The following is a 23,209-nucleotide window of genomic DNA, read 5'->3' as shown; positions in this document are numbered from 1 at the left end:
TTCGGGGGCCGGATCCCGACGCGTTGGCCGCGCAACGTGGCAGCGTGGGGGTCGGCCCCAAGACCCCGGCCTCAGGATCTGGAGAGGGACTTCCATGCGCGACGCTTATCACGAGGAACTCGATTCGATCGGCGAGGGCCTGGTCGAGATGGCCCGGCTCGTCGGCTCGGCGATCGGACGGGCCACGACGTCCATGCTCGACGCCGATCTCAAGCTCGCCGAGAGCGTGATCGCCGCGGACCAGAAGGTCGACGACCTCCAGCACGACCTGGAGGCCCGCGCCATCGCACTGCTCGCCCGTCAGCAGCCGGTCGCCACCGATCTGCGGATCGTGGTCACCTCGCTGCGCATGAGCGCCGACCTGGAGCGTTCGGGCGACCTCGCCCAGCACGTCGCCAAGCTGGCGCGGCTGCGCTTCCCCCAGTCGGCCGTGCCGCACGACCTCCACGCCACCATCCTGGAGATGGGCCAGCTCGCCCAGCGGCTGATGGCGAAGGCCGCCGAGGTGATCATCACGAAGGACGTCGACCTCGCGCTCCAGCTGGAGCAGGACGACGACGAGATGGACCTGCTGCACCGCACCCTGTTCCAGCACCTGATGGACGACCGCTGGAAGCACGGCATCGAGACCGCCGTCGACGTCACGCTGCTCGGCCGCTACTACGAGCGCTTCGCCGACCACGCCGTGTCGGTCGCCAAGCGCGTCGTCTACCTGGTCACGGGTGAGCACGCGGACGAGATCCAGGCGGCGGCGCCGGTGGAGGGGGCGTAGGGGCGCAGCCGTTACAACGGGCGCACTTCAGTTCCAGCGCTCGTGCGCCGTTGATGCGCCCGCCGGGATGGGCATGCAATGGGTGCGGGGGGCGGCACGCCATGCCGTCGGCCCGCCGTACACATGCTCGCCGTACGCATGCGCGTACGACGTCGAGTCGTACCCCTGAGGAGGGACCATGGCCGATTCCCCGGTGACCGAACCCCAGCAGGAGACCCCGACCGAAGTGGTGCATCTGCCCCTGCTGGGGGCCTGCGGCTGCGGCTCGGGCTGCGGGTGCGGCTGCCAGTCCGGCGCGCCGTGTCAGTGCGGAGGCTGAGTAGCGCCGGGTGACGCCGAGCGCGGCGGTGGCGCTCCGCGACGGACATCTGTCCGTCGCGGAGCGCCACCGCGGTGCGCCTCGCCTCAGAGCACCGGCCCGGCCGGGACCCGCTCGGACGGGACCTGTGCACGGAGGGCCTTCGTGGTGAGGGCCTCTGCCATGAGGGCCGCCGCGATGGGGGTCTCTGCGGTCAAGGCCTCTGCGGTCGGGGTCTCGGCGGTGAGCACCTCCGGGGTGGTGGCAGGCTCGCCGGGGCCGGCCGGGGCCGTGACGGCGACCACCGGATTCGGGAGGTCCAGGTTCCGCATCAGCAGCCAGTAGCCGAACGCAGCCACCGTGCCCAGCACCGCACAGGTCCCCCACAGCCAGACGGCGCCGTAGTGGTCGATCACGAAGCCTGACATCAGCGGGGCGACGAGCGCCGCCACCGACCAGGACATCGTGTACATGCCCTGGTAGCGGCCCCGCCCGTGAGCCGGGGACAGCTGTACGACGATGCCCGTCTGCGTCGGCGCGTTGACGATCTCGGCCAGCGTCCAGACGCACACCGTCATCGCGTACACCCCGACCGACCCGGCGAAGGCGGTCAGTCCGAAGCCGTAGCCCGCCAGCAGGGACGACAGGATCAGCAGCCTGCGCGGGTCGCGGTGCTGGATGAACCGGGTGACGGGAATCTGCAGGGCCACGATCAGCACCCCGTTGACAGCGATGGCCGTACCGAAGTCGGAGCTGGAAAGGCCGTCCGTGCCCATGGCCACCGGCAGGCCCACGTACCCCTGCTGGAAGATCAGCGCGACCACGAACGACAGCCCGACGACGCCCATGTAGCGCCCGTCGCGCAGAACCGTGCTCATCCTCACGTCGTCCGGCGCGGGGCTCCCGGCGGTCCGGGGCACGGCCTCGGGCCGGGACTCCGGCACCTTGAGGAAGACGAGGACGGCGCAGAGCAGGGTCAGGACGGCCTCGCCCAGGAAGCCGGCCAGGTAGCTGTACTCGGCGATGAAGCCCGCTCCGGCCGACGAGACCGCGAAACCCAGGTTGATGGCCCAGTAGTTGAGCGAGAAGGCCCGGACCCGGTCCTCGGGCCGCACGATGTCGGCCATCATCGCCTGCACCGCGGGCCGGGACGCATTGCTGGCCATGCCCACGACGAAGGCGACGCCCGCGATCGCCACCGGGTGGACCATGAAGCCCAGTACGGCCACGGACACCGCGGTGGAGAGCTGAGCGATCAGCATCGTCGGGCGGCGCCCCAGCCGGTCCGTCATCACCCCGGCACCCAGCGACGACACGACCCCGCCGAGGCCGTACAGGGCCGCGACGAGACCGGCGTACGAGGCCGAGTAGCCCCGGTCCAGGGTCAGATACAACGCCATGAAGGTGGCCACGAACGCCCCGAGGCGGTTGACCAGCGTGCTGGTCCACAGCCACCAGAACTCCCTGGGGAGACCGGCGACCGTCTCGTGTGCCGCCCTTCTGAGACCGGCGACAGACATAGGACTTCCCCCCGGGACGTACGCGTACGGAATGGATGCGGACCCCGGACCCTTGTAAGAGGCGCGACCGCTGTCCGAACGTTACGAACGCGGAATCCCCGGCCGCCACTCAATTGACGCCGCCCGTCAATCGTCGACACCCGGCCACACCCCCGTTCCGCCCTTTGACCGCGCGCGCGAAGGCCGCACGGGTTCGATTACGCTCGGACCCATGGCCGACGCACCGTACAAGCTGATCCTCCTCCGCCACGGCGAGAGCGAATGGAACGCGAAGAACCTGTTCACCGGTTGGGTGGACGTAGACCTCACCGACAAGGGCGAGAAGGAGGCGGTCCGCGGCGGTGAGCTGCTCAAGGACGCCGGCCTGCTCCCCGACGTCGTGCACACCTCCCTCCAGAAGCGCGCGATCCGCACCGCCCAGCTCGGGCTGGAGGCCGCTGACCGCCACTGGATCCCCGTGCACCGCTCCTGGCGGCTGAACGAGCGCCACTACGGCGCCCTCCAGGGCAAGGACAAGGCCCAGACCCTGGCCGAGTTCGGCGAGGAGCAGTTCATGCTCTGGCGCCGTTCCTACGACACCCCGCCGCCCGTGCTCGAGGACGGCACCGAGTTCTCGCAGAGCGCCGACCCGCGCTACGCGACGATCCCGCCGGAGCTGCGTCCGCGCACGGAGTGCCTCAAGGACGTCGTCGAGCGCATGCTGCCGTACTGGTACGACGGCATCGTCCCGGACCTCCTCGACGGCAAGACCGTCCTGGTCGCCGCCCACGGCAACAGCCTGCGCGGCCTGGTGAAGCACCTGGACGGCATCTCCGACGACGCCATCTCGGGCCTCAACATCCCGACTGGCATCCCGCTCGCGTACGAGCTGGACGCCGACTTCCGCCCCCTGAAGCCGGGCGGCACGTACCTCGACCCGGACGCGGCCAAGGCCGCGATCGAGGCCGTGAAGAACCAGGGCAAGAAGAAGTAACAGCCAGCCCACCAGCGAGCCCCCTGCCCCCAGCACCAACGAGGGCTGGGGGCTTCCTGCTGTGCTGGGGGCGGTCGCCGGGCCGTCGTGTGCGGGTGGCCCCGTGTCGGGGGCGTTGAACAGCGGGCGCGTACCTGCTGGACGATCCGAGGGACGGTCTCGGCCGGAGGTCAGCCCGGTATCCGGCCCGCCGTGAATCCTTCGCCGTCCTGGAACTCGATCAGGACCCCGCTGTCGACCAGGTGGACCCAGCACTCGTAACCGCACTCCAGTATCGCGTCGGCGTGCGCCGCCACCGAGCTTGCCTCCAGGGCCAGGGACGGCACCGCGAGGTTTCCCCAGAACACGACCGCCAGCTCGTCCGGGCGGGCGAACTCCGCCGACAAGGCCTTGAGTCCCGCACCGTCGAAGGCCGGGGAGCGCCGGAGTACCTCCGTGCCGCTCCAGTCGAGCCGGCACGACCCCACCGAGCCGTAACGGTTCAGGCTCAAGGCGGCGAACGAACGGTTCTCGTCGTACGACAGCACCACCGCCGCGTCCCCGGCGGCCTCCACTATTGCCGCGATCACTTCGGGACAGGTCCCATATCCTGTGCCGCCGCTCACGCCGTCCTCCCGTACCGATCGCCGTCCGTCGTCCGTCATTCACCCGCCCTCCTGCAGTGCGGGCGGGCTCAGGTCATGCGGAGTGCTCTCAGCATTTCACCCATCAGGGCTCCGGCAGGTCCGCTTCCTCGTGAGGCATGACGACGACCTGGTAGGCGTCCTCGTAGATGACACGTCCCGGGCTCGACGACTCCAGACGCCGGCAGTCGACACCGTGTGCGGCGAGGATCTTCAGATACCCGTCCACCCGGCCGATGAGGTCCAGGGAGGAGGACTTGAACCACGCGACGGCGCCGGGGTGGATCTCGCGGTCGTAGACGTCCGGGTCGACGTCGGTGGGGTTGGGGTAGTTGGCGTCGTACCAGTCGTTGTTCGCGCGCCAGAACCGGTACTGCTCCCTGGTCAGCCTGCCCTGGCGCGCCAGTTCGTTGGCCAGCACGAAGACCCCGGGGAAATGGCCGCGCGGGTGTCGCTCCGTTCCCTGGAAACGGACGTACGGCGCGTTGCCCATCGGTACACCTCCGTATCGGCTCGGTTCTTCCCGACGGCTACAGATGCTCCCACCGGTTCGCCCGCCGTCGCCGCTGCCGCTGTCGCTGTCGGCCGCCGCGAAACGCCTACGGCGCCTCCCTGTGGCCGGCCACGGTCCACGGCACAGTGAGGGCATGGACGCAGACGACAGGAACCTTCTGGCCGGGGCTCGCAGCGCCGCGGCCAGACTGCCGGCCCAGGACCTGGAGCGGGCTCGGCGCTTCTACTCCGAGAAGCTCGGCCTGGAACCCGTCGACGAACGGCCGGGCGGACTGCTGTACCGCTGTGGGGAGTCGGAATTCGCCCTCTTCCGGTCGACGGGAGCCTCCCCCGGCACCTTCACCCAGATGGGGTGGCAGGTCGACGACGTCGAGGCGGTCGTGCTGGAACTCGGGCGGCGCGGGGTTTCGTTCGAATCGGTCGACCTGCCCGGCCTCCGTACACACGGCAGCATCGCCGAGATCGAAGGGAACTATCCGAGCAAGGGCGCCACGGGTGAGCGCGCGGCCTGGTTCCGCGACAGCGAGGGGAACATGCTGGGCATCGGACAGCCGGTCGCGTAGGCCCGCACGGCCCTGCCACGCCCGCCACTCCCCACGACGCCGACCCGCCACGCCCCCGACGCCGCACCCGCCACTCCCCGCCCCGACCCCGCCCTCCTCCGCAACCCCCGACGCACCCCCGACGCACCCCCGACGCACCGAGCCTCGCGGCCGTTGTTCCGTTCCGCGCGCGGCAGGTGGGGGAAGGCTCCGGGCATGACCTGGAACCCGGCCGAGCCGCTCGCCGTCGACAGTCGCGGCAATCTCCTGGTCTCGTTCGAGCCGGGCGGGGAGGACTCGCTCCCCAGCGACGCCCCGACGTCCTTGGCACTCACCGTCCTCCGGCACAGGGGCAGGGTCCTCATGGTCCAGGACCGCTGTCGGGGCACCTGGGAGCTTCCCGGCGGAGGGATCGAGCCCGGGGAGAGCACTCGCCAGGCGGCCGCACGCGAGCTGTTCGAGGAGACCGGGCACGAGGTTGAAGGCCCGTTGCTCTTCGTCGGCCGTGCGCGGTTCGTGCTGGCGCCGGAACGACGGCGGGAGTACGGAGCCCTGTTCACCGGCGGCGCGCGCAGCCTGCGCACCTTCCAGCCCAACGACGAGACCGCCGCGATCCGTTGGTGGGACCTGAGCTCACCCCTGCCGGGGCCGGTCGCGCAGCTCGACGTGTGCCTCGCCCGGCTGAGCACGCAGAGCACGCAGAGCACGCAGAGCAGGCCGGGCAGGGAGTAGGGCGAGCAGCCGAGCCGGGAGTAGGCCCCCCGTCCGGGCGGGCACCCGCTAACGTGACCCCCACACCTGCGTGTTACCCAGGTACGCACCCCCGGCGGTACGGGCACGCAGGGCGCGGACAGCAAGGAGATCGGGGAAAGCGATCATGGGCGAGTCTCTGAAGACCTTCGTCGGCGGCGCCGAGGTCGAGGTACCCAACAGCATTCCGGCGATCCGTGCCGCCCTGCCCGAGGAGAGACGCGAGGAGTTCGACCACGCGATCAACGAGGCCGGGGTCCACGAGATCCAGGCCGTCATGCGGCACTGGATGCTCGAATCGGTGCCCGATCCCGAGGCCGAGCAGATCCTGGACCGGCTGGCGCAGGACGAGGCCGAGAGGCGGAACGTCGCTTGAGTTTCCGCATCTCCTACGCACCGCCCGCCGACGACACCCTGGCCAAGATGCGCGACAGCGACTCGTTCCGGGACGAGATGGCACGCACCTTGGGCCTGGACCCGTACGGACACGCCTCGACCGCGGTGAAGCGTGAACGCGACCGGCGCGAGGCGACGGTGTACGGGGCGATCGTCCTCTACTACGTCTCCGGGTCCGTGCTGACGGTCACCGTGGTCAGGCTCGTGCCGCTGCCCTGAGCAGCACGTGCCGCAAGCCCTGAGCAGCTCGTGCCGCTGCCCTCAGCAGCTCCTTCACCCCAGCCTGACCTGACGGTCGGTGTCTCCGAGCGACTCCAGCAGCCCGCGCAGGCTGTCCGCGACCCGGTCGCGCTCCTCGTCGGTGATGCCCGACAGCAGGCGGTTCTGGTTGGCCACGTGGTCCACCAGCACCCGGTCGATCAGTTCCCGTCCCGTCTGGGTGAGGGAGACGTGCACGCTGCGGCCGTCCTCGGGCCGGCGTGTGCGCATGACGAGTTCCCGCTCCTCCAGCCGGTCCAGCCGCTGGGTGATCGCGCCGGAGGTCACCATGGCGGACCGCATCAGTTCCGCGGGGGTCAGCCGGTGGGGCGCCGGACTGCGCCGCAGTGTGGCCAGGACGTCGAACGCCGCCGCGTCGAGGTCGTGCGCGCCGAAGACGGCGCGCTGTTCCGCCTCGACGATCCGGGCCAGCCGCTTGATGCGCCCGATCACCGCCATCGAGGAGGAGTCCAGCCCGGGGTACTGCTCCGCCCACTGCGCCAGCACGCGGTCCACATGGTCGCTCATGGGGCCATCCTATCTTTACCTTAGCGTTGAGCTATTAGGTTGCTTAGCGCTAAGCAAAAGCGCTACGGTCCAGCCATGACGCAGGACACGAGCTCCCTCACGGTGCCGCAGGCGATCCGTGAGCGCCGCAGCATCCGCCACTACCTGCCCGACCCGGTCCCGGACGGACAGCTGTCCGAGCTTCTGGACCTGGCGCTGGAGGCGCCCTCCAGCTGGAACGTGCAGGCGCGTTCCGTCGTGGTCGTCTCGGACGACGAGGGACGGGCGGCCCTCACCCGCGCCACCGAAGGTCAGCCGCACCCCCAGGAAGCCCCCCTCACCCTGGTGTTCGTGGCGGCGAGCCAGGCATGGCGCGAGGACCTGAGCGACATCTACGACCATGCCCTGCGCAGCGGCGCGTGGAACGAGCGGTTCGTCAGCGGCTTCTCAGAGGCCACCCTGGTCTTCCAGCAGGATCTCGAACAGCGCGGGCTGCTCAGGGAGTACGCCGTCAAGGACGCGGTGATCGCCGCGACCTACGCGATGCTCGCCGCCACCTCCGTGGGGCTGGCCACGTCCCCGATGAACGGCTGGGACGAGCAACAGGTGAAGCGGGCCATCGGCATAGAGGACCGCGACGACCTGCACATAGCGATGCTGCTGCCGGTGGGCAGACCGGCGGAGACCCGGACGCACCCGGGCAGGCGCCCTCGGGCGCGCCAGGCCTTCACCGGCCGCTACGGCGCAGGGGAAGGCGGTACACGGTGAAGACCGACCGGATCGCCGTCGACTCCGCGATCACCGCCCTCGCCCCGCTGGTCTGGGGCTCCACCTATCTCGTCACCACCGAATTCCTGCCGCCCGGCCGCCCCTTGCTCGCCGCCACCGTCCGTGCCCTGCCTGCCGGCCTGATCCTGCTCGCCATCGGCCGGACCCTGCCGCGTGGCCACTGGTGGTGGCGGGCCGCCGTGCTCGGCACGCTGAACATCGGCGCCTTCCTCTACCTGCTCTTCGTCGCCGCCTACCACCTGCCCGGCGGTGTGGCCGCCCTGGTGATGGCCGTGCAGCCGACCATCGTGCTCGTCCTGTCCGCGCTGCTCCTGAAGGAACGCATCACGGCGACGTACGCCGCGGCCTGCGCCCTCGGGCTCGCCGGTGTCGCCCTGCTGGCCCTCACGCCCAGCGCGGAACTGGACACGGTGGGAGTCGGCGCGGGGCTCCTGGGCGCGGTGAGCATGGCGAGCGGCATCGTGCTGACCAAGCGCTGGGGGCGGCCGCCCGGGGTGGGCCTCCTGACGTTCACGGGCTGGCAGTTGAGCTTCGGCGGGATACTCCTGCTGCCCGTCACCCTGATCGGCGAGGGTCTGCCCGACGCGGTCGACGGACGGAACATCGCCGGCTTCGCCTACCTGGGGTTCGTCGGTGCCCTGCTCGCATACGCGGTGTGGTTCCGAGGCGTGGAGCGGCTGCCGGCGCTGACGGTATCCGTACTCGGTTTCGCCTCACCGCTCGCCGCCATGGTGCTCGGCTATCTGGTCCTGGACGAGACCCTGTCGCCGGCGCAGCTCGCCGGCGCGCTGACGGTCGTCGTCGCCGTGATCCTCGCCCGCCCCCGTACGGCGAAGGGGCGGGAGCCGTCCGACCGGCCCCCGCCCCCTCGACGCGCTCGACGCGCCGGCGTCAGCCGAGCTTCTTGACCTGGGCGTCGACCACTGCGGTCGGCAGCTCGAAGCCGGCGTCCGCGCCCGTCTTGCCGAGGTTGAAGGAGAAGAAGGTGGCGACCGTGCCGCCCTGACGCAAGCTCACGAGCTTGAAGGGGGTGGCCTCGTCGCCCTCACCCATCTGGACCCGCCAGGCGAGGGCTTCCTCGCCGCCCGTCACCTTCTCCTCGGTCAGCTTGGTGACCTTCTGCTTCGAGCCCTTCATGGACAGGGTGAACCCGCCGGTCGCGCACTTGGCGGCGGAGTCACGCAGCTCGGAAAGGCTCTTCACCGCGCCGTCACCCTCGTACGAGGCCAGCGTGACCAGCGACGACGTCATGTCGAGCATGCCGGCGAGCGCGTCCGCGGGGTCGGCGGACTCGTTCTTCTTCGGCTCCTCGACGACCTTGCGCCCGGCGTTGCCGACCGGGGTGCCCCGCTTGACTCCGTAGAACGCGAACCCGATGGGCTCGCACTCCTTCTTGTCGACGGTGACGTCACCGACCTGCGCGATGTCCTCGGGGCCGGTCTTCGAGACCTTGTGACCCGCGACGTCGCCCTGCTCCAGCGACGCCTTCTCCAGCTCGGCCGACGTCAACGCCTTGACCGTGGCGGGCTTGGCGGAGGCGTCGTCCTTCGCCCCCGTGGAACCGCCGTCACCCTTTGCGTCGGAGTCCGAGCCGCCGCAGGCTGTGGCGAGCAGTGTCAGGGACGCCACGGCGGCGGCGAAGGCGGTACGGCGTACGGCGGTGGCGCGCATGGTTCGTTCATCTCTCCGTCTGAGGGAGCAACAGCCGTGCCATCGGGCAGGATTCGAGGCCGCCAAAGCAGCGCTGTCGCAGTGCGGCACACTCTACGATCGGACACCTGTCCGATGATCGCCCCGACCGGTCACGGGATGTGATCGTGACTCCCTCGTGATCACCCTGTGAAGCTCCTGTGGGGTGGCCACTCCGCAGTCGAGCCCGGGGGGACCCCGTCCGTGTCCGTCGACGCAACAGCAGCCGTTCTCGCAGCAGTCGGGGCCCCCGAGCCCGCATCCCGCGAGGCGCTCGCCGGGGGCACCTACAACACCGTCACCCGCGTCAAGTTCGACGACGGCCGGGACTGGGTGGTGAAGATCCCACCGGCACACGGCACCGGGCTGAGCTACGAAGAGCGACTGCTCGTCAACGAGGTCACCTTCTACGGAGCCGCCGCCACCGCGGGCGGCACCACGATCCCGCAGGTCGTGCACAGCGAGCTCGACCCGGGGGCGCCGGCCGGCGCGTACGTCGTCATGACCGCGCGCCCGGGACAGCCCTGGAGTGCCGTCGCCGGTGAACTGACGGACGGCGAGACCCGGTCCCTGCGCACCGGCTTCGGGAGCATCGTCGGCCGCCTGCACGGTGTGACGGGACCCGGTGGGTTCGGGTACCCCGCCGAGCCGCTGGGGCCGCTCTCCCCCACCTGGCGCGAGGCGTTCACCGCGATGACCGGTGCCGTGCTGGCGGACGCCGAGGGATTCGGGGCGAGGCTGCCGCTCCCGGTGGACCGCGTCCGTGAGGTGCTCGCCGGTGCGTCGGACGTGCTGGACGAGGTGACCCGGCCCGCCCTGGTCCACTTCGACCTGTGGCAGGGGAATCTCCTGCTGACCGGGGAGCCCGGGGCCCGGCGCATCGGCGGGATCATCGACGGCGAGCGGATGTTCTGGGGTGATCCGGTCGCCGATCTCGTCTCCACGAACCTGTTCGGCGATCCCGAGACCGACCTGGACTTCCTCGCGGGCTACGCGTCCGCCACTGACTCACCGATCGTGTTCACACCGTCCGTACGGCGCCGGCTCAACCTGTACCGCGGCTACCTGTACCTGATCATGCTCACCGAGACGGTACCCAGGGGCGCGGGGCCCGACGCGCTGGACCAGACATGGAGTGCGGTGGCACCGCGGCTCGTCGCGGCACTGGAGGAACTCGCGTAGTCCGCCGGTCGCGGGCTCGGGACGGAGGAGGCCCAAGGAGGGCAGGCGCCGCGCAGAGGACATGCGCCGAACACGCAGCCGCGTTCAGGACCGACGGCCGCGTTCAGGACGGGCGTTGCGTCAGATGCGTGAAGGCGTCCAGGTTGCGCGTCGACTCACCACGCTCCACCCGCCATGCGTACTCCTTGCGGATCGCGCTCGCGAAGCCGAGTTCGAGCAGCGGGTTGAAGGCGCCGTCCGCCGCCTCCAGAACCGCGCCCAGCAGCCGGTCCAGCTCCTCGGGCGTGACGACCGAGAGCGGGAGCTTGCCGACGAGGTAGATGTCGCCGAGCTGGTCGATGGCGTAACTCACCCCGAAGAGGCGGAGGTTGTGCTCCAGGAGCCAGCGGTGCACGGCCGCGTCGTTCTCGTCCGGGTGACGGATGACGAAGGCGTTGAGAGAGAGGGAGTGCTGCCCGACGAGCAGTGAACAGGTCGTGGACAGCTTGCGCGTGCCCGGCAGTTTCACGACGTAGTTGCCGGGCTCGGGGTTCTCCCATTCGAGCTCCGCGTCGTTCAGCGTCGTCTCGATGACCTGCGCCGCTGCTGCTTCGTCGGATACGTCAGCCATGCTGCGAGCGTACGACAACGGGCCCGGACGCTCAGCCCGGATGCGGGCCACACCCGTCCCCTCAGCCGTGGTGCGAGCGGGCGCGGCGCCGGTGGTCGTGCATAGCCGCCGTGTACACATCGGCGGTGGCCGACGCCGCCGTGCCCCAGCCGAACGACTGGGCGTGCGCGGCCGCGGCATCGCCCATCCGGCCGGCCAGCTCGGCGCTGTCCGCGAACCGGCCCAGCGCCTCTGCGTACGCCTCCGGGTCGTGCCCCGGGATCAGGAAGCCGCTGACGCCGTCCCGCACCGCGACCGGAAGGCCGCCCACCGCCGCCGCGACCACCGGCGTGCCGGCCGCCTGGGCCTCTATGGCGACGAGCCCGAAGGACTCGCTGTACGAGGGCATGACCAGCACGGACGCCGCCCGGAACCAGTCGGCGAGCTGGTCTTGCCCGACCGGCGGATGGAACCGTACGACGTCGGCGATACCCAGGCGCGCGGCAAGTTTCTGCAGGCCCTCCGGCTTGGCGAGCCCACTGCCGCTGGGGCCTCCCACCACGGGTACGACGATGCGCGAGCGCAGCGAGGGGTCACGGTCCAGGAGTACGGCGACGGCGCGCAGCAGCACGTCCGGGGCCTTCAGCGGCTGGATGCGGCCCGCGAACAAAGGGATCAGGGCGTCCTGCGGCAGGCCGAGGCGGGCGCGCGCGGCGGCGCGGCCGTCGCCGGGGCGGAAACGCTCCAGATTGACCCCGGGGTGCACGACGGCGACCGACGCCGGATCCGCGTCGTAGAAGCGGATGAGTTCGTCGGCCTCCCCGGCGGTGTTCGCGATGAGCCGGTCGGAGGCATGCACGATCTGGGTCTCGCCGATGACGCGGGCGGCTGGTTCGGGGGTGTCGCCCTCGGCGAGCGCGGCGTTCTTGACCTTCGCCATCGTGTGCATGGCGTGGACGAGGGGAACGCCCCAGCGCTGGGCGGCCAGCCAGCCGACCTGGCCGGAGAGCCAGTAGTGGGAATGGACCAGGTCGTAGTAGCCGGGGCGCTGACCGGCCCAGGCCTGCATCACACCGTGGGTGAACGCACAGAGCTGGGCGGGCAGCTCCTCCTTGGCCAGCCCTTCGTACGGCCCCGCGTCGATGTGCCGCACCACGACTCCGGGCGCCAGGTCGACCGCCGGGGGCAGTCCGCCTGTGGTGGCGCGGGTGAAGATCTCGACCTCGATGCCGATCGCGGCGAGGCGCTCGGCCAGCTCCACGATGTAGACGTTCATGCCGCCCGCGTCGCCGGTGCCGGGCTGATGCAGCGGAGAGGTGTGCACGGAGAGCATCGCGACCCGGCGCGGCTTGCGGTGTCCGGCGAAACCGCCCGGGAAGCGGATACGGGGTGCCGCACGGCTGCTGCCGAGCCGGGAGACGTACTGGCTCACGGGTCCGCTCCTCCTCGCTCAGGGCATGACACGTACGGGGCACACGACCCCTCCGAAGGGCCAGAACAGCGGAATCCGGCCTTTCATTTCCGTTTTGCCAAATAATTACGTTCATCCGGCGTGCCGGAGGGACGCCCTGTGCCCCCGGCCCGCTCCGCATGTGCCCGCCCGCGCTTCGCATACGCTCCTTTTCATGCACCAGCGCCCCATCGGCACCGCGACCCGCGGGACCACCAACCCCAACCGGCTGCGCCGCATGGACCGCTGGATCGCCGCCACCCACGGCCCCGCACTGCGCCGCAGCGACTCGCCCCTCGCGGTCGACCTCGGATACGGCGCCGCGCCCTGGACCGCCGTCGAACTGCTGGAGCGGCTGCGCACCGCCGAGCCCCGCACGGCCGTCGTAGGCGTCGAGATCGACCCCGCACGGGTCGCGGCCGCCCGGCCGTACGAGCGCGAGGGCCTCACCTTCGTGCACGGCGGCTTCGAGATCCCCACGGCGGGCAGGCCGGTCCTCATCCGGGCCGCGAACGTGCTCCGCCAGTACGACGAGGGCGAGGTCTCCGCGGTCTGGGAGCGGCTGTGCGCCCGGCTCGCGCCAGGTGGGCTGCTGGTCGAGGGCACCTGCGACGAGATCGGCCGTCGGCACGTGTGGGTCGCGCTCGGCCCGGAGGGGCCGCGCACCGTCACCTTCGCGACCCGGCTCGGTTCGCTGGAACGCCCCTCCGACCTCGCCGAGCGCCTCCCGAAAGCCCTGATCCACCGCAACGTGCCGGGCGAACCCGTGCACGCCTTCCTCCGGGACCTCGACCGCGCCTGGGCCGCCGCCTCCCCCTATACGTCACTGGGCGCGCGGCAGCGCTGGATCGCGGCGGTCCGGGCGGTCTCCGCCGACTGGCCGCTGACTGACGGCGTACGGCGATGGCGGCAGGGCGAGATCACGGTGCGCTGGTCCGCACTGCGGCCCGCCACGGGGTGAGCGGCGCCGGAGCGGGACACCAGGCGCACGATGCGCGACGCCGGGGCTCGGAACGGACGGCGCACGGGCACCGAGGCAGGGGGCTCGCAGCGAACGACGCCGGGGCCGGGGCAAGAGGCGGACGACACCGGGGCCGGGGCGAGAAGCGCTCGGCGCTCGGCGCTCGGCGCTCGGCGCTCGGCGCTCGGCACTCGGCACTCGGCACTCGGCACTCGGCACCGAGGTGAACACCAAGACGTACGGCAGCGGAGCCAAGGCCTGAGCCAGACGGTTCGCGCCGCCGCGCCGGGACGATCCGGGGGGGGTGGCCGGATACGGGAACACCGGCGGATCATCGTTCGTCCCCCTGTGTGACGGGGCAGGCGGCCCGGGGCTCTGTTGCTTTACGGGACAACATGGCACGATCGCGTCGTCACACGAACGTTACTGACGGTAAGTCAGATGAGTGCGATACGGCTTTCGTTGCCTTTCGCCCGGAGGGGGAGCTTGTGAACCGACGCCACTGTGCCACTGCCGCGATCACCCTGGTCTGCGCACTGGCCCTGCTGACCGCGCCGGTCCAGGCCATGGCCGCCCCGATCCCCGAGCCCGGCCCGACGGCCACCGCTCCGGCCACCGCGAAGAAGAGCCTCGATGAGGTGCGCGAGGAGATCGACACCCTCTACCGGAAGGCCGGGGCGGCCACCGACGCGTACAACCTCGCCGAGGAGCAGTCCGAGAAGCAGTCCGGCGAAATCGTCCGGCTCACCAAGGAGATCGCCGCCGGCCAGGCGAAGATCGCCGAACTGAAGGACAGAGCGGGCGCCCAGGCCCGCGAGCAGTACCGCACCGGCGGGCTCCCCCCAGGGGCGCAGCTGATGCTGAGCGGCGATCCGGACCTCTTCATGGACGGGGTCAACCAGGCCCGGCAGGGCCAGCAGGCCACCAAAGGCATGCTGACCGAACTGGAGCAGGCCCAGGAGGACCTGGAGACGTACACGAAGGACGCGAGCCTCAACTGGGAGAAGATCGAGGCCAATCGCGTCAAGCAGGCCAAGGCCAAGAAGAGCATCGACGCGCAGATCGCGGCGGCCGAGAAGCTCGAATCGCAGCTGGCCGAGAAGGAGCGCACCAGGCTCCTCCAGATGGAACGGGACGCGGCGTCCACGGCGCAGGCCGCCTGGCTCTCCTCCGGCGCGCTCAAGGACATCAACCGCGAGGCGAGCGCGGCCGGCAAGCAGGCACTGGCCTTCGCTACCGCCCAGATAGGCAAGCCGTACGTATGGGGAGCCGAGGGCCCCGGCTCGTACGACTGCTCGGGACTGACCTCGCAGGCCTGGGCGGCGGCGAAGCAGCCGATCCCCCGGACCTCCCAGGAGCAGTGGCGGCAACTGCCCCGCATCCCGGTCCAGGACATGCGCCCCGGCGACCTGATCATCTACCACAGCGACGCGAGCCACGTCGGGATGTACGTCGGAGACGGCTCGATCGTGCACGCCCCGCGGCCCGGCCGGAACGTCACGCTCGCGGGCGCGGGCTCCATGCGGATCCTGGGCGTGGTCCGGCCGGACAAGTAGGCGCCACGGCACCACGGGCCGGGCGGCCGGTGCGTGACGGGCCGGTCGGCGCGTGACGGGCCGGTCGGCGCGTGACGGGGGCCACGCGACGGCGCCGGGCGGGCCGGTGGGGCGGCACGTGACGTGCCGCTGTGCCGAGCCACGGTGACGCACACCTCTCTCCCCGCGCCCGGGGACGTCTCCGCGGATGTGTGCGGTGCGTGTCGGACGCGTGATGTTCGTCATGACCTCATGTCCGTTTCGTGCGCGCCCATCACGCCGGATCCGTGGTGGGACGCGGCTTATGGCCGCGCATATGACGGAGGATGATCTCCGGGCGCCATTCCGTTCCCCTGCCGCGGACCGCTATCGTCCCCGTCGGCGGGTCGTCGATCGTCGGTCCGCCGCGCCCTCGGGGGGAGGGAAGGAAACCCGAACCGATGCCCGTACCCGTACCGCAGCAACGTGCCGTTCCCGCTGCGGAGACCACTCATGGCGCCGACCTCACACTCCTGGTGATCGAGGACGACCCTGCGGGCACCTTCGCCGTCCCCGATCTGTCGTCCACCACGGGAGCACGGGTCCGTGTCCGTACCGCCCGCAACCTCACCGAGGCCGGCCGGCTGCTGACCGACGACGTCGACTGCATCCTGCTCGACCTCGACATCGAGGCGGCCGCCCTGCCCTCCGGCGCACGCGCCGACGGCCGTGACGGCGAGAGCGGCCACCCGGGCGGCCTCGCCGCCCTCGAGCACGTCCTGCGCATCGCACCTCGCCACGCCGTCCTCGCCCTCACCGCGGAGGACGACGCCGAGCGCGCGGCCGAGGCCGTGCGCGTCGGGGCCCAGGACTACCTCTTCCGGGGCGAGCTCGACGGACGCCTCCTGAGCCGTGCCATCCGGTACGCCGTGGAACGCAAACGCGCGGACATCGCACAGCACCAGCTGACGGAGTCCCGGCTGCGCGCCCAGGAGAACGCCAGGTTGGAACGCGGGCTGCTGCCCACCCCGCTCCTCGACGGCTCCGACCTCGCCTTCGCCGCCCACTACCGGCCGGGCCGTAGCCGCGCCCTGCTCGGCGGGGACTTCTACGACACGGTCCGCACACCGGACGGCACGGTCCACGCCATGATCGGCGACGTCTGCGGGCACGGACCGGACGAGGCCGCGCTCGGTGTCGAGCTGCGCATCGCCTGGCGGGCGCTCACGCTGGCCGGGCTCTGCGGCGACGCCCTGCTGTCCACGCTCCAGCAGGTCCTGGAGCACGAACGGCAGAGCGACGAGATCTTCGCGACGCTCTGCACCGTCGACATCGCCCCCGACGGCCGCCGTGCGGGCCTGTGCATCGCGGGCCACCCCGCGCCGCTGATCGCCCGCCAGGGACGGGCGGCGCACCTGCTCCCCTACGAGGACGGCGGCCCGGCCCTCGGCCTGCTGCCGCACGCCCGGTGGCCGCGCCGTCAGGTCGAGCTGGGCGGCTCCTGGAGCCTGATGATGTACACCGACGGGCTGATCGAGGGGCGGGTCGGCCAAGGGGGGACCCAGCGGCTGGGCCAGGACGGCATGGTCGCGATGGTCAACGGCCGGCTGGACCAGGGGCTCGGCGGCGAGGCCCTCCTCCAGGCCGCGGTCACACAGGTGCAGGAGCTGAACGGCGGCGAACTGACCGACGACGTGGCGGTCCTGCTGCTGGAACGCGACGAGGCCCGGATACGACGGAGGGGCAGGAGCGCATCGCGCTCCCGCCCCGGTGCCGCCTCGTCGGCGGGCGCTCAGCGCCCGCCGTTGTAGGGGCCGTACGGCCCGTCGCTGCTGGAGCCGCCGCGACGGCCGCCGCCGCCCGACACGGCCTTGATCGCCGGCCGCACGTCCACCATGAAGACGATGGACGCGATGACGCCCGCGATCTGGAGGAACAGGATCGGAATGACGAGGTTCACGAAGACGGTGACCCCGAGGATGATCAGCCAGAAGGACTTCTTCTGCTTGTCCGCGGCCCGGTAGGCGTCCTCGCGCGCCGTCACGGCGAAGACCAGCGCGACCACGGCCAGGACGAGCATGGCCAGGTAGAGCAGCTGGAGGAAAGAGCCGAATGCTTCGAGCAACACGGTGAGCACCGCCTAGTGAGTGGATGAGCGCCTCGCGGCCAAGGTACCGGGACAACGACCCGGGCACCCCCAAAGGTGCCCGGCCCGTTCTTCCGGTACTCCTGGAACCGCTTCCCGCCTACTTCGCGGAAGGAGGGGAGGTCTTCTTCGCCACGGGCTTGCGCGCGGGCGCCGGCTTCTTCGCCGTCGCGGCGGGAGTCGCCTTGGACTCGGCGGCCTTGGGCGCGGGCTTCTTCGCGGCGGGGGCCACCGGCTTCGCGGGGGTCACCGGCTTCGCCGAGGCCGCCGGCCTGGCGGGAGTCACCGGCTTCGCAGCCGTCTCGGACTTCTGCTTCGGCACGGACTTCGGCTCGGCCTCGACGACGGCGGCGATCTCGACGATCTCGTCGGCCGTCTCGCCGCGCCAGGTCCGCACGGTCTGCTCGCCACGCTCGGCGACCTTCTCGTACGTCTCACGCGCCCGGACTGCGTACTCGGCGGCCACGCCCACGCTGCGCAGCGCCAGGTCCTGGGCGGTCTCGCCCCACTTCTTCAGGTCGGTGTCCAGCGCTCCGAAGACCTCGGTCACCTTCGCCTGCACGGTGGCCTGAGCCTCCTTGGCCTGCGTGGTGACCCGCTCCTGTACCGCCTTCGGATCGGTGTTGCGCACCGCCTCGATCCGCTCGGGCGTCTCGGCCCGCAGCTGGTCGATCAGAGCCGGAACCTTGCGCGCCTGCTCGACGGCGATGTCTGCCGTGCCTGCGGCGAAGTAGAGGGGGGTGGGGTCGGTGAGGGTCTTGCGCAGGTCATCGGTGATGGCCATGACTGTGGTCCTCCCGGATCATCAGAAGTCAGTTCGCTGGTGGGTCTGCATCACTGCCGCCGGCCGTGCGGGGGCCGCGGGCATCCGGACGGGCACCGTTCGCTCCACCGGTGCCGCTTTCCGCGTCGGCATCGATTCTGCTCTCCGCACCGGCGGCACCGTGGACCTCGGCGCCGGTGTCGGGCGCGACATCGAAACCGTTCTCGCGGCGGAAGGAGTCGTAGATCTGCAGCAGCACGCTCTTCTGCCGCTCGTTGATCGACGGATCGGCCAATATGACCGCCCGCGTCTCCAGCTCCTCCCGTTCCCGCTCATCGAGGATCCCGGCCCGCACGTACAGCGTCTCGGCCGAGATCCGCAGGGCCTTGGCGACCTGCTGCAGCACCTCGGCGCTCGGCTTGCGCAGACCGCGTTCGATCTGGCTGAGATACGGATTGGACACCCCGGCGGCGTCGGCGAGCTGCCGCAGGGAGAGCTGCGCGGTACGCCGCTGCTCACGCAGGTACTCGCCGAGATTGCCGACGTTGAGTGATGCCATGCGTCGATGGTGCACCACGCTTGCTAACTATTGCAAGCGCCTGCTTGCAAAAGTGTTCCATACCATCCGGGAGCCGGGGTGGGACCCACTCCCCATCGGCGGAGCGAGGACCCGCTCCGCACCCTCAAGCCGTGCGGCCCAGGCGACGGCTCCCGAAGCCCTCCAGGATCCCGGCCGTTCTCCAACGACAGTCGGCCCCCGACGCCAGTCGGCCTCCGGCGACGGTAGACCCCAGACGGTGGTCGGGCCCGACGACGGTCAGCCTCTTCGGGCCCGACGACGGTCAGCCTCTGACGATGCAGAAGGGGTGCCCGGCGGGATCGGTGAGGACCCGCGCCCTGGCGGCCTCATGGGGCTGATGATCCGGCTTGCCCGCGCCGAGCTCCAGCAGCCTGGCCTCGGCCTCGTCCAGGTCTTCCTCGACCTTGAAGCAGAGGTGGAGCTGCTGCGGAACGGTCTGGCCGGGCCAGCGCGGAGCCCGGTAGCCCTCGACCCGCTGGAAGCCGATGACGAGTCCGTCCTCACTGCTGAGGGCCGCGAAGTCGGCGTTCGACTTCGGATGGGGTTCGAGGCCGGTCGCCTGCTGGTAGAACACCGCCAGAACCGACGGGTCAGGACAGTCGAGTGTGATCGCACCCAGTTTCATCTGCAGGGTCATGGCACCTCCGGGCCGATCGGTGGACTTCCGCGATGAGCAACATCCTGCTGGTTCCAGCCTCCCGCAGCAGTCGCTTTTCCGGGGCGCTCGGAGTACCGCCACCGGAACCCCGGAGGGATCCGGCGCTGCGCCATGTGCCAGGCGGCCGGCCAGGCGTCGCCGGTCCGGCTCCCGGGCGAAAAGGCGGAGACCGAAGGCCTCGGAAGCGGCAGACTCGGCGCCATGACCGCACCTGACGCCAAGGCCGACCTCCACCACTACCTGCAGTCGGCCCGGGACGCCCTGCTGTGGAAGCTCGAAGGGCTCTCGGAGTACGACGTCCGGCGCCCGCTGACTCCGACCGGCACCAATCTCCTCGGCCTGGTCAAGCACGTGGCCTGCGTGGAACTGGGCTACCTCGGCGACACGTTCGGGCGTCCGTCCGGCGAACCACTGCCGTGGGTCGAGGAGGGAGCCGAGCCGAACGCCGACATGTGGGTCACCGCCGACGAGTCACGCGAGCAGATCGTGGAGCTCTACCACCGGGCCTGGGCCCACGCGGACGCGACGATCGACGCACTGCCGCTGGACACGGTCGGCACGGTGCCCTGGTGGCCGAGCCACCGCAACGAGACCACGCTGCACCACGCCGCTGTGCGCGTGATCGCCGACACGCACCGGCACGCCGGGCACGCCGACATCCTCCGCGAACTCGTCGACGGTGCCGTGGGGATGAACAAGGGCAACGACAGCATGCCGCCCGGCGACGCGGCGTGGTGGGAGGGCCACCGGGGCCGGCTGGAGCGCGTGGCCCGCGAAGCCGGCCGGCTTGCGTGACACCGGCGGAGCGAGGAACGAACATGCGGGCGACCGGGGCACCGCTCCCGCGTGGCTGGAGACCGGGACCGACGTGTGCGCCGTGCTGCGCGGCCCCCTCAGCACCCCTGCCGTGGCCGAGCGCTTCGCGCGGGCCGGCTGGTCGTCCCGGTCGTCCTCCTGGTACGGGTACGAAGTCGAGACCGGCTGGTGCCAGGCCGAGCTCGATCCGACCGAGGGGTCGGACACCCTGCTGAACGGTCTCGTCGTTCCGGAGGGACTCGACACCCTCGCGTCGCTCCTCACAGGGTTCGGGCTGAGCTTCACCCTCGAGTCGTACGACGACGAGGGCACGCTGCTCCGTGAAGTCCGGTCGCGGTGAGCACAGCGGGCGGGCCGCGTAAACCGGTCGAACAGACAGGCCGCGCGCCCTACTCTGGCCCCATGCCGCCCTCGAAGACCTCGTACGTCTGCCTGCCGTGCCGGGCGTCCTACAAGCAGCCCTACGACCGGGAGAGGGCGCACCGTGTCTGCCCGCGGTGCGCCGGTGCGCTGATCCACGTCGGGTCCGCCTTCGCGGCGCCGCGGCGCCGGGACACCGCGGCGTGGCGCACGCTCTCGGTGCTGCTGAACGCGGGTGTCCGCTTCCACAAGAGCTGCTGCGGCGGTCCTGGGTACCGCCCGCGCACGCTGCGCGAGGTGAAGGAGCGGATGGCGTACGCCGAGAGGTCCGGGGAGCCGTTCGCGAGGGCGCTGGTCCGGCCCGAGCCCCCGCATTAACGTCCCCTTGCGGACGATCTGCCACAGTACGAATTGTTACGCTGGTCGCATGACAGCCCTGACCCCCGCCCGCACCGCGCCCGACCTGTCCTTCCTCCTCGACCACACCAGCCACGTCCTGCGGACCCGGATGGCAGCGGCGCTCGCCGAGATCGGGCTGACCGCACGCATGCACTGCGTTCTGGTCCACGCCCTGGAGGAGGAGCGCACCCAGATCCAGCTCGCCGAGATCGGCGACATGGACAAGACCACGATGGTGGTCACCGTGGACGCCCTGGAGAGCGCGGGGCTCGCCGAACGGCGGCCTTCCAGCCGGGACCGGCGGGCCCGGATCATCGCCGTGACCGAGGAGGGTGCCCGGATCGCCGTACGGAGCCAGGAGATCGTCGACGGGGTGCACCAGGAGGCCCTGGCGGCGCTTCCCGACAGCGACCGCGAGACCCTCCTCCGCACCCTGAACCAGCTGACCACGGGCCACCTGGCCACTCCTTCCGAGAGCCCCCGGCCGGTCAGGCGGGCACGTCAGGGACAGCGATAGGCGCCGCAGGCGGGACCGTTAAATATAGTCTGCAACAAAACCATCTGCTACGGTCACTCCTGTCGATCCACCCGACAGGAGAAGACCGATGGCCGTTGACGCCGCGCGCCCCGCTTCCGGCGCCCCCGAACGCCCCGCCCTCGAACGCCCTGCCTCCGAGCCCGCCGACTCCGAGATCACCGCTCCCGGGCTCCGCGCCTCGGGATCCCCCAGGTCCGATCCGGCAGCCCGTACACGCGGGCTCGCGCTCGGGGTGATCGCGGCAGGCATGCTGACGATCACCCTCGACGGCTCGATCGTGACCGTGGCGATGCCCGCCGTCCAGCGCGACCTGGGGTTCAGCTCCGCCGGCCTCAGCTGGGTGGTCAACGCCTACCTGATCGCCTTCGGCAGCCTGCTCCTGCTCGCCGGACGGCTCGGCGACCTGATCGGCCGCTCCCGCGTGTTCATGGCCGGAACCGCCGTGTTCACCGTCGCCTCACTGCTCGCCGGTGCGGCCACGACCCCCGCGATGCTCATCGCCGCCCGATTCCTCCAGGGTGTGGGCAGCGCGATGGCCTCCGCCGTCGGACTGGGCATCCTCATCACCCTGTTCCGCGAGCCTCGCGAACGTGCCAGGGCCATCGCCGTGTTCTCGTTCACCGGTGCGGCCGGGGCGTCCGTCGGACAGGTGCTCGGCGGCATCCTCACCGACGCCCTCAGCTGGCACTGGATCTTCTTCATCAACCTGCCGATCGGCGTGGTGACCCTCCTGGTCGCCCGCCGGGCCCTGCCCGCCGACCGTGGCACCGGGCTCGCGGGCGGCGCGGACGCCGTCGGAGCCGCCCTCGTCACGGTGGGCCTGATGCTGGGCATCTACTCCGTGGTCAAGGTCGAGGAGCACGGCTGGGTCTCCGCACACACCCTGGGCCTCGGGGCGGCCTCCGTCGCGATGCTCGGAGCGTTCGCCGTCCGCCAGGCCACCACACGGACCCCCCTCATGCCTCTGCGCATCCTGCGCTCGCGCAGCGTCGTAGGGGCCAACCTGGTTCAAGTGCTCATGGTCGCAGCCCTGTTCTCCTTCCAGATCATCGTCGCACTGCACCTGCAGCACGTACTCGGATACGGTGCCGCGGCGACCGGCCTCGCCATGCTCCCGGCCGCCGTCGTCATCGGGGGCGTATCCCTGGGCGTCTCGGCCCGGCTCAGCACACGGTTCGGCGAGCGCGCCGTGCTGCTGGCCGGGATCGGCCTGCTGACCGGCGCCCTCGGATTCCTCACCCGGATTCCCGTGGACGCGCGTTACGTCACCGACGTCCTCCCCGTGATGCTCCTCGCGGCCGGCTTCGGACTGGCCCTCCCGGCGCTGACGGCCCTCGGGATGTCCGGTGCGGGCAAGGACGACGCGGGTCTCGCCGCCGGGGTCTTCAACACCACCCAGCAGATCGGCATGGCCCTCGGCGTGGCGGTCCTGACCACCCTCGCGGCGTCCCGGACCGACCGGATGCTCGGCGACGGCCACCACCGGGCCGAAGCGCTGACCGGTGGCTACCAGCTCGCGTTCACCGTCGGCACCGGCCTGCTCGTCGCCGCCTTCGCCGTAGCGCTCCTCGTCCTGCGCCCCGCCCCCTCCCGACGCCCATGACCCCCTCGACCCCCTCGACC

General features: G+C 71.1%; 28 protein-coding genes. 17 read left to right on the top strand and 11 right to left on the bottom strand.

Going from position 1 to position 23,209, the window contains the following annotated elements; genetic code table 11:
- The first annotated feature begins 94 nt into the window (after positions 1 to 94).
- A complete protein-coding gene (gene phoU, locus HED23_RS01885; protein WP_033248220.1) occupies positions 95 to 772 on the top strand; it encodes a phosphate signaling complex protein PhoU in 678 nt (225 codons plus the stop codon).
- Between the two features lie 405 nt (positions 773 to 1,177).
- Here the strand turns inward: phoU and HED23_RS01880 are convergent, their stop codons facing one another.
- Positions 1,178 to 2,590, bottom strand: a complete 1,413-nt coding sequence (locus HED23_RS01880) for an MDR family MFS transporter (RefSeq protein WP_238441810.1) — start codon at positions 2,588 to 2,590, stop codon at positions 1,178 to 1,180.
- A 211-nt stretch (positions 2,591 to 2,801) separates the two neighbouring features.
- Here HED23_RS01880 and HED23_RS01875 point away from each other — a divergent pair, with 211 nt between their 5' ends.
- Positions 2,802 to 3,563, top strand: coding sequence for a phosphoglyceromutase (locus tag HED23_RS01875; RefSeq protein WP_203181706.1), 762 nt, complete (start codon positions 2,802 to 2,804; stop codon positions 3,561 to 3,563).
- Positions 3,564 to 3,733: 170 nt separating this feature from the next.
- On the opposite strand, the gene HED23_RS01870 is transcribed toward HED23_RS01875, so the two are convergent.
- Together HED23_RS01870 and HED23_RS01865 are read right to left on the bottom strand one after the other, a co-directional pair.
- On the bottom strand, positions 3,734 to 4,168 hold the full coding sequence (locus tag HED23_RS01870; RefSeq protein WP_203181705.1) for a hypothetical protein: 435 nt from the start codon (positions 4,166 to 4,168) through the stop codon (positions 3,734 to 3,736).
- Positions 4,169 to 4,271: 103 nt separating this feature from the next.
- On the bottom strand, positions 4,272 to 4,679 hold the full coding sequence (locus HED23_RS01865) for a hypothetical protein (RefSeq protein WP_203181704.1): 408 nt from the start codon (positions 4,677 to 4,679) through the stop codon (positions 4,272 to 4,274).
- Positions 4,680 to 4,833: 154 nt separating this feature from the next.
- Here HED23_RS01865 and HED23_RS01860 point away from each other — a divergent pair, with 154 nt between their 5' ends.
- The 4 genes from HED23_RS01860 to HED23_RS01845 all read left to right on the top strand — a co-directional run bounded on the left by HED23_RS01860 (position 4,834) and on the right by HED23_RS01845 (position 6,606).
- Entirely contained in the window at positions 4,834 to 5,262 is a 429-nt protein-coding gene (locus tag HED23_RS01860; protein WP_203181703.1) for a VOC family protein, read from the top strand.
- Positions 5,263 to 5,457: 195 nt separating this feature from the next.
- Positions 5,458 to 5,973 (top strand): NUDIX domain-containing protein, encoded by a 516-nt coding sequence (locus HED23_RS01855; protein WP_203181702.1) that lies wholly within the window; start codon positions 5,458 to 5,460, stop codon positions 5,971 to 5,973.
- 145 nt (positions 5,974 to 6,118) lie between these two features.
- Positions 6,119 to 6,367, top strand: coding sequence for a hypothetical protein (locus HED23_RS01850; RefSeq protein WP_145804569.1), 249 nt, complete (start codon positions 6,119 to 6,121; stop codon positions 6,365 to 6,367).
- The gene (locus HED23_RS01845) at positions 6,364 to 6,606 is read left to right on the top strand and encodes a hypothetical protein (RefSeq protein ID WP_203181701.1); all 243 of its coding nucleotides are present in this window, start codon (positions 6,364 to 6,366) and stop codon (positions 6,604 to 6,606) included. The genes HED23_RS01850 and HED23_RS01845 overlap by 4 nt, the downstream gene beginning before the upstream one ends.
- A 54-nt stretch (positions 6,607 to 6,660) precedes the next feature.
- Here HED23_RS01845 and HED23_RS01840 read toward each other — a convergent pair whose 3' ends face one another.
- Positions 6,661 to 7,173, bottom strand: coding sequence for a MarR family winged helix-turn-helix transcriptional regulator (locus tag HED23_RS01840; protein ID WP_203181700.1), 513 nt, complete (start codon positions 7,171 to 7,173; stop codon positions 6,661 to 6,663).
- Between the two features lie 75 nt (positions 7,174 to 7,248).
- Between HED23_RS01840 and HED23_RS01835 the strand changes: the two genes are divergently transcribed.
- Together HED23_RS01835 and HED23_RS01830 are read left to right on the top strand one after the other, a co-directional pair.
- Positions 7,249 to 7,920 (top strand): nitroreductase family protein, encoded by a 672-nt coding sequence (locus HED23_RS01835; protein WP_203181699.1) that lies wholly within the window; start codon positions 7,249 to 7,251, stop codon positions 7,918 to 7,920.
- On the top strand, positions 7,917 to 8,849 hold the full coding sequence (locus HED23_RS01830; protein ID WP_203181698.1) for an EamA family transporter: 933 nt from the start codon (positions 7,917 to 7,919) through the stop codon (positions 8,847 to 8,849). The genes HED23_RS01835 and HED23_RS01830 overlap by 4 nt, the downstream gene beginning before the upstream one ends.
- Here the strand turns inward: HED23_RS01830 and HED23_RS01825 are convergent.
- Positions 8,833 to 9,612, bottom strand: a complete 780-nt coding sequence (locus HED23_RS01825; protein WP_203181697.1) for a hypothetical protein — start codon at positions 9,610 to 9,612, stop codon at positions 8,833 to 8,835. The genes HED23_RS01830 and HED23_RS01825 overlap by 17 nt on opposite strands.
- 222 nt (positions 9,613 to 9,834) lie before the next feature.
- Between HED23_RS01825 and HED23_RS01820 the strand changes: the two genes are divergently transcribed.
- The gene (locus tag HED23_RS01820; RefSeq protein ID WP_203181696.1) at positions 9,835 to 10,812 is read left to right on the top strand and encodes a phosphotransferase family protein; all 978 of its coding nucleotides are present in this window, start codon (positions 9,835 to 9,837) and stop codon (positions 10,810 to 10,812) included.
- 103 nt (positions 10,813 to 10,915) lie between these two features.
- On the opposite strand, the gene HED23_RS01815 is transcribed toward HED23_RS01820, so the two are convergent.
- Positions 10,916 to 11,422: a YbjN domain-containing protein gene (locus HED23_RS01815; protein WP_203181695.1), complete on the bottom strand. Its 507-nt coding sequence runs from the start codon at positions 11,420 to 11,422 to the stop codon at positions 10,916 to 10,918.
- Between the two features lie 61 nt (positions 11,423 to 11,483).
- On the bottom strand, positions 11,484 to 12,833 hold the full coding sequence (mshA, locus tag HED23_RS01810) for a D-inositol-3-phosphate glycosyltransferase (protein ID WP_203181694.1): 1,350 nt from the start codon (positions 12,831 to 12,833) through the stop codon (positions 11,484 to 11,486).
- 193 nt (positions 12,834 to 13,026) lie between these two features.
- Here mshA and HED23_RS01805 point away from each other — a divergent pair, with 193 nt between their 5' ends.
- The 3 genes from HED23_RS01805 to HED23_RS01795 all read left to right on the top strand — a co-directional run bounded on the left by HED23_RS01805 (position 13,027) and on the right by HED23_RS01795 (position 17,137).
- Complete coding sequence (locus HED23_RS01805) at positions 13,027 to 13,812, top strand: class I SAM-dependent methyltransferase (protein WP_203181693.1); 786 nt, start codon at positions 13,027 to 13,029, stop codon at positions 13,810 to 13,812.
- A 488-nt stretch (positions 13,813 to 14,300) separates the two neighbouring features.
- Positions 14,301 to 15,368, top strand: a complete 1,068-nt coding sequence (locus HED23_RS01800; protein ID WP_203181692.1) for a C40 family peptidase — start codon at positions 14,301 to 14,303, stop codon at positions 15,366 to 15,368.
- Between the two features lie 419 nt (positions 15,369 to 15,787).
- The gene (locus tag HED23_RS01795) at positions 15,788 to 17,137 is read left to right on the top strand and encodes a PP2C family protein-serine/threonine phosphatase (protein WP_203181691.1); all 1,350 of its coding nucleotides are present in this window, start codon (positions 15,788 to 15,790) and stop codon (positions 17,135 to 17,137) included.
- Here the strand turns inward: HED23_RS01795 and HED23_RS01790 are convergent.
- The 4 genes from HED23_RS01790 to HED23_RS01775 form a co-directional block, all read right to left on the bottom strand.
- Positions 17,119 to 17,454 carry a DUF2516 family protein gene (locus tag HED23_RS01790; protein ID WP_033298647.1) on the bottom strand — a complete coding sequence of 112 codons (336 nt, stop codon included), beginning with the start codon at positions 17,452 to 17,454 and terminating at the stop codon, positions 17,119 to 17,121. The genes HED23_RS01795 and HED23_RS01790 overlap by 19 nt on opposite strands.
- Positions 17,455 to 17,572: 118 nt before the next feature.
- Positions 17,573 to 18,256, bottom strand: a complete 684-nt coding sequence (locus tag HED23_RS01785; protein ID WP_203181690.1) for a hypothetical protein — start codon at positions 18,254 to 18,256, stop codon at positions 17,573 to 17,575.
- Between the two features lie 28 nt (positions 18,257 to 18,284).
- Positions 18,285 to 18,794 carry a helix-turn-helix domain-containing protein gene (locus HED23_RS01780; protein ID WP_203181689.1) on the bottom strand — a complete coding sequence of 170 codons (510 nt, stop codon included), beginning with the start codon at positions 18,792 to 18,794 and terminating at the stop codon, positions 18,285 to 18,287.
- Between the two features lie 283 nt (positions 18,795 to 19,077).
- Positions 19,078 to 19,452 (bottom strand): VOC family protein, encoded by a 375-nt coding sequence (locus HED23_RS01775; RefSeq protein WP_203181688.1) that lies wholly within the window; start codon positions 19,450 to 19,452, stop codon positions 19,078 to 19,080.
- A 222-nt stretch (positions 19,453 to 19,674) separates the two neighbouring features.
- Between HED23_RS01775 and HED23_RS01770 the strand changes: the two genes are divergently transcribed.
- The 5 genes from HED23_RS01770 (at position 19,675) to HED23_RS01750 (ending at position 23,189) form a co-directional block, all read left to right on the top strand.
- On the top strand, positions 19,675 to 20,268 hold the full coding sequence (locus HED23_RS01770) for a DinB family protein (protein ID WP_203181687.1): 594 nt from the start codon (positions 19,675 to 19,677) through the stop codon (positions 20,266 to 20,268).
- Positions 20,261 to 20,629 carry a hypothetical protein gene (locus HED23_RS01765; protein WP_203181686.1) on the top strand — a complete coding sequence of 123 codons (369 nt, stop codon included), beginning with the start codon at positions 20,261 to 20,263 and terminating at the stop codon, positions 20,627 to 20,629. The genes HED23_RS01770 and HED23_RS01765 overlap by 8 nt, the downstream gene beginning before the upstream one ends.
- 62 nt (positions 20,630 to 20,691) lie before the next feature.
- A complete protein-coding gene (locus tag HED23_RS01760; RefSeq protein ID WP_203181685.1) occupies positions 20,692 to 21,027 on the top strand; it encodes a deoxyxylulose-5-phosphate synthase in 336 nt (111 codons plus the stop codon).
- A gap of 49 nt (positions 21,028 to 21,076) precedes the next feature.
- Positions 21,077 to 21,565: a MarR family winged helix-turn-helix transcriptional regulator gene (locus tag HED23_RS01755; RefSeq protein ID WP_203181684.1), complete on the top strand. Its 489-nt coding sequence runs from the start codon at positions 21,077 to 21,079 to the stop codon at positions 21,563 to 21,565.
- A 268-nt stretch (positions 21,566 to 21,833) separates the two neighbouring features.
- The gene (locus tag HED23_RS01750) at positions 21,834 to 23,189 is read left to right on the top strand and encodes an MFS transporter (protein ID WP_203187315.1); all 1,356 of its coding nucleotides are present in this window, start codon (positions 21,834 to 21,836) and stop codon (positions 23,187 to 23,189) included.
- Positions 23,190 to 23,209 lie beyond the last annotated feature (20 nt).

Source organism: Streptomyces pratensis, from assembly GCF_016804005.1.
Taxonomy (GTDB): Bacteria; Actinomycetota; Actinomycetes; order Streptomycetales; family Streptomycetaceae; genus Streptomyces; species Streptomyces pratensis_A.
The sequence above is the reverse complement of the archived record's forward strand: the minus strand, read 5'-3'. Positions and strand labels throughout refer to the sequence as shown.

Coding starts and splice junctions, on each gene's coding strand:
- HED23_RS01880 (WP_238441810.1), bottom strand. CDS start 2,590: ATGTCTGTCGCCGGTCTCAGAAGGGCGGCACACGAGACGGTCGCCGGT.
- HED23_RS01760 (WP_203181685.1), top strand. CDS start 20,692: ATGCCGCCCTCGAAGACCTCGTACGTCTGCCTGCCGTGCCGGGCGTCC.
- HED23_RS01855 (WP_203181702.1), top strand. CDS start 5,458: ATGACCTGGAACCCGGCCGAGCCGCTCGCCGTCGACAGTCGCGGCAAT.
- HED23_RS01860 (WP_203181703.1), top strand. CDS start 4,834: ATGGACGCAGACGACAGGAACCTTCTGGCCGGGGCTCGCAGCGCCGCG.
- HED23_RS01840 (WP_203181700.1), bottom strand. CDS start 7,173: ATGAGCGACCATGTGGACCGCGTGCTGGCGCAGTGGGCGGAGCAGTAC.
- HED23_RS01755 (WP_203181684.1), top strand. CDS start 21,077: ATGACAGCCCTGACCCCCGCCCGCACCGCGCCCGACCTGTCCTTCCTC.
- HED23_RS01850 (WP_145804569.1), top strand. CDS start 6,119: ATGGGCGAGTCTCTGAAGACCTTCGTCGGCGGCGCCGAGGTCGAGGTA.
- HED23_RS01780 (WP_203181689.1), bottom strand. CDS start 18,794: ATGGCATCACTCAACGTCGGCAATCTCGGCGAGTACCTGCGTGAGCAG.
- phoU (WP_033248220.1), top strand. CDS start 95: ATGCGCGACGCTTATCACGAGGAACTCGATTCGATCGGCGAGGGCCTG.
- HED23_RS01835 (WP_203181699.1), top strand. CDS start 7,249: ATGACGCAGGACACGAGCTCCCTCACGGTGCCGCAGGCGATCCGTGAG.
- HED23_RS01825 (WP_203181697.1), bottom strand. CDS start 9,612: ATGCGCGCCACCGCCGTACGCCGTACCGCCTTCGCCGCCGCCGTGGCG.
- HED23_RS01770 (WP_203181687.1), top strand. CDS start 19,675: ATGACCGCACCTGACGCCAAGGCCGACCTCCACCACTACCTGCAGTCG.
- HED23_RS01815 (WP_203181695.1), bottom strand. CDS start 11,422: ATGGCTGACGTATCCGACGAAGCAGCAGCGGCGCAGGTCATCGAGACG.
- HED23_RS01775 (WP_203181688.1), bottom strand. CDS start 19,452: ATGACCCTGCAGATGAAACTGGGTGCGATCACACTCGACTGTCCTGAC.
- HED23_RS01785 (WP_203181690.1), bottom strand. CDS start 18,256: ATGGCCATCACCGATGACCTGCGCAAGACCCTCACCGACCCCACCCCC.
- HED23_RS01865 (WP_203181704.1), bottom strand. CDS start 4,679: ATGGGCAACGCGCCGTACGTCCGTTTCCAGGGAACGGAGCGACACCCG.
- HED23_RS01875 (WP_203181706.1), top strand. CDS start 2,802: ATGGCCGACGCACCGTACAAGCTGATCCTCCTCCGCCACGGCGAGAGC.
- HED23_RS01805 (WP_203181693.1), top strand. CDS start 13,027: ATGCACCAGCGCCCCATCGGCACCGCGACCCGCGGGACCACCAACCCC.
- HED23_RS01750 (WP_203187315.1), top strand. CDS start 21,834: ATGCTGACGATCACCCTCGACGGCTCGATCGTGACCGTGGCGATGCCC.
- HED23_RS01795 (WP_203181691.1), top strand. CDS start 15,788: ATGCCCGTACCCGTACCGCAGCAACGTGCCGTTCCCGCTGCGGAGACC.